The sequence below is a fragment of the Burkholderia sp. Ax-1720 genome (assembly GCF_011753035.1).
GTDB lineage: Bacteria > Pseudomonadota > Gammaproteobacteria > Burkholderiales > Burkholderiaceae > Burkholderia > Burkholderia gladioli.
In genome coordinates this window covers 23,758-34,232 of sequence record NZ_VWWK01000066.1, presented here as the reverse complement: position 1 = coordinate 34,232, position 10,475 = coordinate 23,758, and the positions used below count along the sequence as shown (strand labels likewise).

General features: G+C 68.6%; 12 protein-coding genes. 7 read left to right on the top strand and 5 right to left on the bottom strand.

Annotated features, from left to right (window positions below):
• The 4 genes from F3J18_RS19660 to F3J18_RS19645 form a co-directional block, all read left to right on the top strand.
• Positions 1-801: (Fe-S)-binding protein (locus tag F3J18_RS19660; protein ID WP_166913716.1), on the top strand; the 801-nt coding region annotated here is incomplete at its 5' end.
• A gap of 333 nt (positions 802-1,134) precedes the next feature.
• A complete protein-coding gene (locus F3J18_RS19655) occupies positions 1,135-2,667 on the top strand; it encodes a methyl-accepting chemotaxis protein (RefSeq protein ID WP_166913715.1) in 1,533 nt (510 codons plus the stop codon).
• A 77-nt stretch (positions 2,668-2,744) separates the two neighbouring features.
• Positions 2,745-3,332 carry a TetR/AcrR family transcriptional regulator gene (locus tag F3J18_RS19650; RefSeq protein WP_166913714.1) on the top strand — a complete coding sequence of 196 codons (588 nt, stop codon included), beginning with the start codon at positions 2,745-2,747 and terminating at the stop codon, positions 3,330-3,332.
• A 95-nt stretch (positions 3,333-3,427) separates the two neighbouring features.
• Positions 3,428-4,141, top strand: a complete 714-nt coding sequence (locus tag F3J18_RS19645) for an isochorismatase family cysteine hydrolase (RefSeq protein ID WP_036055584.1) — start codon at positions 3,428-3,430, stop codon at positions 4,139-4,141.
• A 6-nt stretch (positions 4,142-4,147) separates the two neighbouring features.
• On the opposite strand, the gene F3J18_RS19640 is transcribed toward F3J18_RS19645, so the two are convergent.
• Both F3J18_RS19640 and F3J18_RS19635 read right to left on the bottom strand, forming a co-directional pair.
• Positions 4,148-5,311 carry a M20 aminoacylase family protein gene (locus F3J18_RS19640; protein ID WP_098153029.1) on the bottom strand — a complete coding sequence of 388 codons (1,164 nt, stop codon included), beginning with the start codon at positions 5,309-5,311 and terminating at the stop codon, positions 4,148-4,150.
• 56 nt (positions 5,312-5,367) lie between these two features.
• Positions 5,368-6,603: a diaminopropionate ammonia-lyase gene (locus tag F3J18_RS19635; protein WP_166913713.1), complete on the bottom strand. Its 1,236-nt coding sequence runs from the start codon at positions 6,601-6,603 to the stop codon at positions 5,368-5,370.
• Between the two features lie 131 nt (positions 6,604-6,734).
• Here F3J18_RS19635 and F3J18_RS19630 point away from each other — a divergent pair, with 131 nt between their 5' ends.
• Positions 6,735-7,211, top strand: coding sequence for an Lrp/AsnC family transcriptional regulator (locus F3J18_RS19630; protein WP_166913712.1), 477 nt, complete (start codon positions 6,735-6,737; stop codon positions 7,209-7,211).
• Between the two features lie 235 nt (positions 7,212-7,446).
• Entirely contained in the window at positions 7,447-7,878 is a 432-nt protein-coding gene (locus F3J18_RS19625) for an organic hydroperoxide resistance protein (RefSeq protein ID WP_025102239.1), read from the top strand.
• Between the two features lie 78 nt (positions 7,879-7,956).
• Here the strand turns inward: F3J18_RS19625 and F3J18_RS19620 are convergent, their stop codons facing one another.
• Both F3J18_RS19620 and F3J18_RS19615 read right to left on the bottom strand, forming a co-directional pair.
• Positions 7,957-8,637 carry a TetR/AcrR family transcriptional regulator gene (locus tag F3J18_RS19620; protein ID WP_166913711.1) on the bottom strand — a complete coding sequence of 227 codons (681 nt, stop codon included), beginning with the start codon at positions 8,635-8,637 and terminating at the stop codon, positions 7,957-7,959.
• A 35-nt stretch (positions 8,638-8,672) separates the two neighbouring features.
• Positions 8,673-9,137, bottom strand: coding sequence for a MarR family winged helix-turn-helix transcriptional regulator (locus F3J18_RS19615; protein WP_025102241.1), 465 nt, complete (start codon positions 9,135-9,137; stop codon positions 8,673-8,675).
• A gap of 146 nt (positions 9,138-9,283) precedes the next feature.
• Between F3J18_RS19615 and F3J18_RS38230 the strand changes: the two genes are divergently transcribed.
• Entirely contained in the window at positions 9,284-9,718 is a 435-nt protein-coding gene (locus tag F3J18_RS38230; RefSeq protein ID WP_345891748.1) for a tautomerase family protein, read from the top strand.
• Here F3J18_RS38230 and F3J18_RS19610 read toward each other — a convergent pair.
• A complete protein-coding gene (locus F3J18_RS19610) occupies positions 9,607-10,014 on the bottom strand; it encodes a DoxX family membrane protein (RefSeq protein ID WP_200873252.1) in 408 nt (135 codons plus the stop codon). The two genes, F3J18_RS38230 and F3J18_RS19610, sit on opposite strands and share 112 nt — an antisense overlap.
• Positions 10,015-10,475: the final 461 nt, after the last annotated feature.

The following is a 10,475-nucleotide window of genomic DNA, read 5'->3' as shown; positions in this document are numbered from 1 at the left end:
CTGCGCGCGGCCGGCGCCGAGCCCGCCACGCCGGCACGGCTCGCGAAACTGTCGGCGGCCGAGCGCGCGCGCAGCGTGATCGTGGTGCAGGACGCCTTCACACGCTATTTCGAAACGCCGGTCGCGGCCGCCTGGCTCGCGCTGGCCGAGCGCCTCGGTTATCGCGTGTTCGTCGCGCCCTTCCTGCCGAACGGCAAGCCGCTGCACGTGCAGGGCTTCCTGCCCGCCTTCGCGCGCGCCGCCCGGCGCAACGCGGCGAGCCTGGCCGCGCTGGCCGCGAGCGGCATCGCCCTGGTCGGCCTCGATCCGGCCATGACGCTCGTCTATCGGCAGGAATATCGCAAGCTGCCCGGCATCGGCACGCTGCCCGAGGTGCTGCTGCCCCAGGAATGGTTGGCGGCGGTGCTGCGGGCGCGACCGCGACCGGCCGAGTTGCCGCCGCGCGCCTTCCGCCTGCTGCCGCATTGCACCGAGCGCACCAATGCCGGCGCCGCCAGCGCGCTGTGGCAGCCGGTGTTCGAGGCCGCGGGTCTCGCGCTGCGGATGCCCGCCAGCGGTTGCTGCGGGATGTCGGGCACCTACGGGCACGAGGCGCGCAATCGCGAAACCTCCGAGCGTATCTTCGGGCAGTCCTGGGCGCGTCATGTCGAGGCGGACGACGACGAACTGCTCGCCACCGGTTATTCCTGCCGCTGCCAGGTGGCGCGCATCAGCGGCAAGCGCCTGCGCCACCCGATCGAGGCGCTGCTCGATGTTTATCGGAATGGGCGCAACATCGAGGACGCGCGCCCGGGCCCGTAATACGCATATCAATATGACGTGAAGCTTACGCGGCGCGATGAGCGCCGCTCAACGGCTTCGCGCTCCGCCTCAGCAATCCGTTTGATTGCACGCGCAACCGATCGGCGCGAAGCCCCGTGCCGTCGGCGGCCGCGCGTCCGTCATCGAAGCGGGATCGACGCCGCGGCCTCGGGCACGCTTGCACGAATCGCGCGCGCCAACGCAAGCACCAGCTTACAAAGCTGCGTTTTCCCGCACATTCCTGCGCATCGAATGCATCGGCACGCCCTAAAGTGGGCGGCCGGCAGGCCGTTAAAACGACGATTCCATCCATCATCGTTCAAGGCCTCAAGCATGAAGTTGTCCACCAAACTGACGGTGCTCGTCGTCACGGCATTGCTCGGTATCGTCCTGTTGGCCGCCACCGCGCTGACCATGATGCGCGGCGAACTGATCGACAGCCGCCGCGACGAGATCGCGACCCTGCTGTCGAAGGCCGAGCACGCGGTGAACGTCTACCGCGAGCGCCAGGCGCGCGGCGAACTCACGCTCGAGCAAGCGCAACAGCAGGCCAAGGAGGCGGTCGCCCGGCTCAACGACGAGGACAGCTATTTCTGGGTCAAGAACGCCGAGAACATCAATATCGTTCACCCGAACCCGGCGCTGCGCGACAAGCGCGTGATCGACAACCCGACCGCCAGCGGCAGGACCGATCGCGAGGAATACGATGCCCAGCTGGCCCGCTCGCACGTGGCCTTCGTCGACCTGCTGCTCAAGCGCCCCGGCGATGCGCAGCCGGTACCGAAGCTGCAGGGCGTGGTGCGGATTCCCGAGTGGAACTGGCTGATCGGCACCGGCTTCTTCTACGACCGGATCGACCAGGTGTTCTACCGTCTCGCGGCGATCCTGGCCGGTATCGCGGTGGCGATCGCGGTGGTCGTCTCGGCGATCGCGCTGGCCATGGTGCGCAGCGTGCGCCGCACGCTCGGCGGCGAGCCGGCCCATGCCACCGAGATCGCCACCCACATCGCCAACGGCCGGTTGCATCTCGAGTTCGATGCCTCGCGCGCCGCGCCCGGCAGCCTGATCGCCGAGCTCGCGCAGATGCGCACGCGCCTGGCGGCGATGATCGCCGAGATCCAGTCCGCCAGCCACGCCATCGCGCACGGCGCCGGCGAGATCGCCCAGGGCAATATCGACCTCTCGCAGCGCACCGAGCAGCAGGCCGCCTCGCTGCAGGAAACGGCCGCCAGCATGGAGCAGATCACCGGCACCGTGAAGCAGAACGCCGACAACGCGCAGCAGGCCAACGGCCTGGTGGGCAGCGCCACCGAAGCCACCTCGCGCGGCGGCGAGGCGGTGCGCCAGGTGGTCGATACGATGTCGAGCATCGCCGAGCAATCCTCACGAATCGCCGACATCACCTCGGTGATCGAGAGCATCGCGTTCCAGACCAACATCCTCGCGCTCAACGCGGCCGTCGAGGCGGCGCGCGCCGGCGAGGAAGGCCGCGGCTTCGCGGTGGTGGCCGCCGAGGTGCGCTCGCTCGCGCAACGCAGCGCCTCGGCCGCGAAGGACATCAAGGAGCTGATCCAGGTGTCGGTGGACCAGGTCGGCGACGGCAACCGGCTGGTGCAGCTGGCCGGCGAACGGATGAGCGAGATCGACCGCTCGATCGGGCAGGTGGCCGACATCATCGGCGAGATCTCGGCCGCCTCGGTCGAGCAGAGCACCGGCATCGACCAGGTGGGCCGCGCGGTGACGCAGATGGACGAGGTCACGCAGCAGAACGCGGCCCTGGTCGAGCAGGCAGCCGCCGCGGCCACCTCGCTGGACGAACAGGCGGGCAGGCTGCGTTCGGCCGTGTCGGTATTCCGGCTGGCCTGAGCGCCACGCGCCTCGATTGACAGTTAATAGATGACCGGTTATCTTGCTACGCATCCTGCCAACCGGGGACATCGTCCATGCCGCGTCCGCCCAACCCTGAAGTCCGTCTGCGCCTGATCTCCACCGGCCGCCGCGTGGTGCATGAACTCGGCTTCAACGGCTGCGCGGTGCAGGACATCGCCGAGGCGGCCAGCGTGCCGAAGGGCTCGTTCTACAACTACTTCGACAGCAAGGAAGCCTTCGCGGGCGAGATCCTCGAGGCCTATTGGGAGTCGATCGTGGCACGCCACTCGGCCGTGCTGCGCGAGGGCCGGGCCCGGCCGGTCGCGCGCATCCGCAAGTTCTTCCGCCTGCTGTCCGACGATCATCGCGAGGCCGGCTTCGCGCTGGGCTGCCTGATCGGCAATCTCTCGCTGGAGCTGTCCGCCACCAACGAGCAGGCGCGCCTGACCACGCAGCGCCTGCTCGATCACTGGCAGGCGCTGCTGGCCGACTGCCTGCGCGAAGGCCAGGCGGCCGGCGAGGTCGCGCCGGGCGATGCCGACCAGCTGGCGGCGATCCTGATCGAGGCCTACGAAGGCGCCGTGATGCGCAGCAAGATCGAGCGCAACGGCCAGGCCTGCGAGCGATTCGAAAAAGTGGTGCTCACCCGTCTGCTGGGGTGAGCTTTTTTTTGGCCCAATAATAAAGCGACCGGTCATTTATTATTCGAAGCCGCCTGTTTCCATTCCCGCATCCCCACCGCTCGAAGGAGCCCCGCATGACCCGTTCCACCCTGCCCTACGCCGATCCGTCCGACCCGGCGCTGCCGCCCACCGGCTTCCAGCTCGACCGCACCAAGGCCGCGCTGGTGGTGGTCGATCCGCAGAACGACTTCCTCAGCCCGTCCGGCGTGAGCTGGCCGTATTTCGGCGAGAGCATCGTCGAGAACGGCACCGTCGATCACCTGGAAACCCTGTTCAGGACCGCCAAGCAAGCCGGCATCCCGGTGGCCGTCTCGCCGCATTACTACTATCCCTGCGACCACGGCTGGCAGTTCGGCGGCCCGCTGGAAAAGACCATGCACGCGATCGGCATGTTCGAGCGCAAGGGGCCCGTCACGCTCGAGGGCTACGAGGGTTCGGGCGCCGATTTCCTCGAACGCTACAAGCCCTACATTCTCGACGGCGAGACCATCATCGCCTCGCCGCACAAGGTCTATGGGCCCGAAACCAACGACCTGGCGCTGCAGTTGCGCAAGCGCGGCGTCTCGCAGGTGATCCTGGCCGGCATGGCCGCCAACCTCTGCATCGAGTCGCATCTGCGCGAGCTGGTCGAGCAGGGTTTCGAGGTGCTGGTGGTGCGCGATGCGACGGCCGGCCCGCGCGTGCCCGAAGGCGACGGCTACCTGGCCGCGCTGGTCAACTTCCGCTTCATCGCGCATGCGCTGTGGAGCACCGCGCAGACCGTCGAGGCCCTGCAAGCGACGGCCTGAACGCGCTCAAGCGGCCGGCAGCGCGAGCCGCGCCAGCTCGGCGAAGTAGCGCGCGCCGACCGGCAGCAGCGCATCGTTGAAATCGTAGGACGCATTGTGCAGCGGCGTGCCGCCCTCGCCAGCCGTCACGCCGTTGCCGATGAACACGAAGTTGCCCGGCACCGCCTGCAGGAAGGCGCCGAAATCCTCGGAGATCATCATCGGCTGCACGTTCGCGTCGACGGCCGCCGCGCCGGCCACGCGCGTGGCCGCCTCCACCGCCAGCGCCACGTATCGCGCCGGGTTCACGGTCGGCGCGAACTCGTGCGTGTAGTCGAAGCGGCATTCGGCGCCGTGGCTCGCGCAGATGCCCTCGCTGATCTCGCGCATGCGCCTGGCCAGCATGGCCTGCACCTCGGGCGCGTAGCTGCGCGTATCGCCCTTGATGGTGACCGTCGACGGGATTACGTTGCGCAGCCCGTCGGTGATGAACTCGGTGCAGGACACCACGGCCTGCAGCCCCGGATCGAGATTGCGCGAGACGATGGTCTGCAGCGCCAGCACGATCTGCGAGGCGATCACGATCGGATCGATGCCCATCTGCGGGCGCGCCGCGTGCGTGCCGCGCCCGCGTATCTCGATCACGAAGTTGTCCTCGCTGGCCATGATGCCGCCGGCGCGCGTCGCGAAGCTGCCGGCCGGCATGCCCGGCATGTTGTGCGCGCCGAAGATCGCCTCCACCGGAAAGCGCTCGAACAGGCCGTCGGCCATCATCGCCTTGGCGCCGCGCCCGTGTTCCTCGGCCGGCTGGAACACGAAGCGCACGATGCCGTCGAAGTCGCGCCGCTCGGCCAGCAGTTGCGCCGCGCCGAGCACCATCGACATATGGCCGTCGTGGCCGCAGGCGTGCATCTTGCCCGGCACGCACGAGGCATGGGCACGGCCCGGCGCCTGCTCGACGATGTTCAGCGCATCCATCTCGGCGCGGATCGCGATCGCGCGCTCGCCGCGGCCGGCCCGCAGGTTCGCCACCAGCCCCGTGCCGCCGATGCCGCGATGCACCTCCAGCCCGAGCGCGCCCAGGATGCGCGCCACCGTGTCCGAGGTGCGGACCTCCTCGAAGCCCGTTTCCGGGTATTGATGAAACTGCCGGCGCCAGCCGGCCAGCTTGTCCTGCAGGGAGCTTTCCATGTTCCTTGTCCTGGCTATCTTCAATGACTTTCCGGTGATCGATGCGCCGCCGCGCCTTATGCGTCGAGCGGCAGGCGCGCCGCATCGTCGAGCCAGGCCCGCCGGCGCGCGATCACGGCCTCGGCGGCCTCGCCCGTCAAGGAGGCGTAGACGCCCGGCGCGGTCGCGCCCTCGGTATTGATCAGCAGTACGCGAGAATTCGCGTCGAGCCCGGCGCGCGCGGCCAGCGCGCGATCGCGCATCAGCACCGCCAGCCCCGCGTGGCCGGCCGCGCCCGATTCGCCGGCCAGCACCGGCACGTCGCCATCCGCGCCGGCCGCCAGCGCGCGCATCGCGAGCGTCGCGTCGGCATCGTCGATGGTGAGGAACGCGTCGATGCAGGGCTGCAGGATGCGCCAGGCGAGCGGCGAAGCCTCGCCGCAGGCCAGCCCCGCCATCACCGAATCGACGCTGCCGGAAGCCTTCGCCGCGCGGCCGGCGATGGCGCTCTGGTAGAGGCAATCGGCCTGGGCTGGCTCGACCACCAGGAAACGCGGGCGGCTCGCGCCGAAATGCTCCCACAGATAGCTGGCGATGCCGGCCGCCAGGCCGCCCACGCCGCCTTGCAGGATCACGTGCGTGAAGGGCGGCTGCCCGGCGGCCTGCGCGAGCAGCTCGGCCGCGATCACGCCGTAACCCTGCATTACGTCGCGCGGAATCGCCTCGTAGCCTTCATACGAGGTATCGGACACCACATGCCAGCCCTGCTCGCGCGCGAGCCGCGCCGCGTGCTCGACCGATTCGTCGTAGTTGCCGGCGATCCGCACGATGCGCGCGCCATGAGCGGCGATCGCCCGCTCGCGCTCGGCACTGACCCGCGCATGCAGCACGATCACGCAGGCGCAGCCGAGCGATTGCGCCGCGGCCGCGAGCGCCGTGCCGTGATTGCCGTCGGTGGCGCTGATCACGGTCAGCGCGGCAAGCTCCTCGGCATGGCGGCCGGCGAACAGCGCCTGCGGCTCGAAGCGCGCCTCGGGCATCAGGCGCAGCGCGAGGCGCAGCAGCGCGACCGGCGCGCCCAGCGCCTTGAAGCTGCCGAGCGGCGAACGCAGCGACTCGTCCTTGACGGCCAGCGCGGCGATGCCGAAGCGCGCCGCGGCGCCGGGCAGGTTCCAGAGCGGTGTCGCGCCCCGCTCGATCAGCGGCCAGTGCACGAGCCAGGCGCCGCTCTGGCGGGCCGTGTCGATATCGAGGATGCGACGCAGCGCGTCAGGATAGGGGGTGAAGCAGGCGTTCGGATTGGCGAACAGCATGGATGGGGCTCCCGGGAAGCGGATTCGGATCGGGTAAATAATATTTCGCCGTGACGCGAATCCTGTCTCGTTGTTATGCTGCCTGACGCAATTTTTTATCGATTCCGCGTTCATCCGCCCCCGACATCCTCATGACCACGCCCCTCGACACCTACGACCGCAAGCTGCTGGCCGAGATCCAGCGCGACGCGCAAACCCCGCAGAACGAGCTGGGCGCGCGCGTGAACCTGTCCACGGCGGCGGTCAACCGACGCCTGCGCCGCCTGGCCGAGGAAGGCGTGATCGAGCGCTACACGGCCGTGGTCGCGCCCGAGAAGGCCGAGCACCCGCTCACGATCGTGGTGAACGTCGAGGTGGAGAGCGAGCAGATCGACCTGCTCGACGCGATGAAGCGCAGCTTCGCGCAGTGCCCGCAGATCCAGCAGTGCTACTACGTGGCGGGCGAATGGGATTTCGTGCTGATCGTCGCCGTCAGGCACATGGAGCAGTACAACGAGCTGACGCGGCGGCTGTTCTTCTCGAACAACAACGTCCGGCGCTTCAAGACGCTGGTCAGCATGGGCCGCGTGAAGGTGGGGCTGGAGGTGCCGATGGAGCTGGAGGCCTGAGCGGTCGAGGTGGGCGGCGCGAAGGCGCGCATGCCGGGTGGAATCGGCAAGGCCCGTCGCGACGCATCGCGGGCGCCGACGGGCCCGCGCGTTGCTAGGTCGGGATCGCTCGGCCAGCCGCGGCGCGGCTCCGCGGCATGGCACGCGATGCCGCTGCCGAGCCGGCTGGACGAAAGCCCCGGCGCCGCCTAACATGGGCAGCGCTTTTCCTGCCAACTCGATACAGGAGCACCCCATGTCAGTTGATGCGAAATACAAGACCTCCGCCACGGCAACCGGCGGCGGCCGCGACGGCAAGACCGAGCTCGCCGACGGCACGATGTCGCTGCAGCTCACGGTCCCGAAGGAACTGGGCGGCCCGGGCGGCGACGGCGCCAACCCCGAGAAGCTGTTCGCGCTCGGTTATTCGGCCTGCTACCTCGGCGCGATGCGCGTCGCGGCCCAGCAGACCAAGATCAAGGTGCCGGATGGCTCGACCGTCAAGGCGACCATCGGCATGGGTCCGCGCTCGGAAGGCGGCTACGGCATCACCGCCGAACTCGACGTCTACCTGCCCGGCCTCGACGAGGCCGACGCGAAGAAGCTGGTCGAGACCACCCACACCATCTGCCCGTATTCGAACGCCATCAAGGCCAGCGTCGACGTGAAGACGACCACGCACGGCTGAGATCGAATCCGTCTTCCACCGGGTTCGACATCGCACGGGGCGGCAAGCCAGGCTTGCCGCCCCGTTTCATTTGCAGGTCTAGATGGGCGATGCGGCGCCGGCCGCGGCCGGCATGTGGCCGCGGATCACGCCGTCCACCACGGCGGGCAGCCCGTCGCAAAGCGCCGCCACTTCCTCGTCGGTCCAGCGCGGCGATACCGCCCCCTGCCAGACCAGCAGCAGCGCATCGGTCATGCGCCCGGGCTCGGCCGCGCCCGAGGCCAGGCAATGCGCATGCAGGAAGGCCCGCAAGGCGCCGCGCAGCGCCAGGCTGCGCTGGCCGGCGGCGGGCAGGGCCTCGCCCTGCGAGGTCAGCCGAGCCAGCCGGCAATCGCAGGCCGCATCGGCACGCACGCGGCGCGCCAGGTCGTCGAACAAGGCGATCAGCACCGCGCGCGGCGTGCCGTCGGTGGCGCCGGCGATCTCGTCCCAGCGCGCGCGCTCGCCGTCGCAAAGCCGCCCGGCCACTTCGTCGAGCAAGGCCGCGCGCGAGCCGAAGATCCGGTAGATCGCCATCTTGTGCAGGCCCGCGCGCTCGGCGATGCGATCCACATGCACGGGCTCGCCGCCGTCGCGCTCGACCAGGTCCACCACGGCCTGCAGGATCGCCGCGCGCGAATCCTCGGCGCGGCGATAGCGGGCGCGGGCCGGCGCGGCCGGCCCGCGCCGCGTGAGCCGGATGTCGACGAGATCGGGCGAATCGCCGGGAGCAAGGTCCATGGCAGGGATCGGGAAGTCGGGCCGGCCGGTGCTGCTCATGGCTGCGCCGGGGCGTCGTCCCAGGGACTGAAGCCGGTGTTCAGCACCGCCGCGAGCGAGCGCCGCAAACCGGCCGCGCGCTGCTCGCCATAGGACTGTTCGAAGGCATCCTGCACCTGCTGCCAGACCGGCAGCGCCTGGCGATAGACGCGCTCGCCGGCCGCGGTGATCGAGATCGCCTTGCGGCGGCGATCGTCCTCGCCGGGACGGATCGCCAGCAGGCCGTCGCGTTCGAGCGGCTTCAGGTTGGTCGACAGCGTGGTGCGGTCCATCGCCATCACGGTGGCCAGCTCGCCCACGCCGAGCGGGCCGCCCGCGCGCAGCTTGTGCAGGATCGAGAATTGGGTGGCGCGCAGCCCGACCTGGCTGAGCGCGCCGTCGTAGAGCGCGGTCAGGTAGCGCGAGGCCTTGCGCGCGGCCAGGCAGTTGCAGCGTCCGTCGAGGTTCGTGCTGGTGTCCATGATCGGAAGGAGATGGAGGGCATCGCTCGTCGCGCGAGACGGTTTCGCATCGCGCCCATCAGGCGCCGAAGCGGCTGCCCCGCCGCCCGCTTCGCGAGACGCGACAAGGTGCGAGCGGATTGCCGGCGGGGACTGCGCTGCATATTATGCGCATATCAACGCATTGTAAAGCGAGGGCGGGCCGCTACAACTCGATGCAAAAGATGGCCATCGTCGAGGCGCTGAACCAGTCATTGGTGGAGGCGCTCGGCATTCCTAGCGGCGATCGTTTCGTCATGCTTAGCGAGCACGGCGAGGACGAGCTGTTCATCGACCCTGACTTCATGGGCATGCAGCGCATGCGACAAGGCGATGATCATCACCGTGCTGCTCGGCGCGCATCGCGGGCAGGACGACAAGACGGCGCTGCTGGCCGCGGAGCGCGTGGAGGCGCATCCCGACGATGTGTTCGCCGCGCTGGTGAGGCGCCTCAGGCCCGCCGCGCCAGGCGGCGCGCCCAGACCGCGTCGAGGCTCAGGGACTCGCCGCCGCGCACGATCAGCGTGAGCGTGATCAGCAGGTACAGCGACTCGGGCAGATAGAGCAGCCAACTGGTCCAGCCGATCGGCCCGAGCCCCGCCGGGATCTGGTGAAGCCCGACGGTGGCCAGCGCGACGCCGCTGATCGCGAACAGCACCAGCGCGGCCGGACGCGTACCGAGGCCCAATGCCAGCAGCAGGCCGAACAGGCACTCGCAGCCCGCCACGAACGGCGCCATCAGCTCGGGACAGGGCACCTGCGCCTCGGTGATGGTCTGCAGCATCGCGGCGCGATTTTCCGGCAGCACCAGCTTGTTGAAACCGGAAGCCGAAAAGAATACGCCGGTCGCAATCCGCATCAGCGCGATCGGCCAACTCGCCGGATAAGCGGATGACGGCTGCACCAACGCAATACGCCGCAGAGTGTGAAATATGTTCATATTGAATTCGTGACTAAAAAAATCGCGTATCTTGCCGGCATCGCGACTCGTTTACCGCATTAGGCATTTCGAACCGGTCCGAATCAATCGCCGAGGTTTAATCGCGAAACCCTACCCGCATCACGCCTGGCGGGCAAGCCGGAAATTCGCAAAGCCCTTAAAAACAGGGGCGATGGGCGATAGCGCGATGCGCCCTGTCGGCAAATCGACAGGATGATGCATCGCAAAAAAATCGTTTGAATCGATTTGATGGTTTTTTACATTGCAGCGCAGATACTCGCATGAAAATCCGCTCGGACCAGTCTGAAACGATTCATGCCGGCTTTACCCTGCCGGAATTACCGGGATACCCGCAATCGGGCATATCCATTTCGACAATC

Coding starts and splice junctions, on each gene's coding strand:
- F3J18_RS19630 (WP_166913712.1), top strand. CDS start 6,735: ATGACCACGCCCCTCGACACCTACGACCGCAAGCTGCTGGCCGAGATC.
- F3J18_RS19640 (WP_098153029.1), bottom strand. CDS start 5,311: ATGGAAAGCTCCCTGCAGGACAAGCTGGCCGGCTGGCGCCGGCAGTTT.
- F3J18_RS19655 (WP_166913715.1), top strand. CDS start 1,135: ATGAAGTTGTCCACCAAACTGACGGTGCTCGTCGTCACGGCATTGCTC.
- F3J18_RS19645 (WP_036055584.1), top strand. CDS start 3,428: ATGACCCGTTCCACCCTGCCCTACGCCGATCCGTCCGACCCGGCGCTG.
- F3J18_RS19620 (WP_166913711.1), bottom strand. CDS start 8,637: ATGGACCTTGCTCCCGGCGATTCGCCCGATCTCGTCGACATCCGGCTC.
- F3J18_RS19625 (WP_025102239.1), top strand. CDS start 7,447: ATGTCAGTTGATGCGAAATACAAGACCTCCGCCACGGCAACCGGCGGC.
- F3J18_RS19610 (WP_200873252.1), bottom strand. CDS start 10,014: ATGCGGATTGCGACCGGCGTATTCTTTTCGGCTTCCGGTTTCAACAAG.
- F3J18_RS19650 (WP_166913714.1), top strand. CDS start 2,745: ATGCCGCGTCCGCCCAACCCTGAAGTCCGTCTGCGCCTGATCTCCACC.
- F3J18_RS19635 (WP_166913713.1), bottom strand. CDS start 6,603: ATGCTGTTCGCCAATCCGAACGCCTGCTTCACCCCCTATCCTGACGCG.
- F3J18_RS19615 (WP_025102241.1), bottom strand. CDS start 9,137: ATGGACACCAGCACGAACCTCGACGGACGCTGCAACTGCCTGGCCGCG.
- F3J18_RS38230 (WP_345891748.1), top strand. CDS start 9,284: ATGCGCATATCAACGCATTGTAAAGCGAGGGCGGGCCGCTACAACTCG.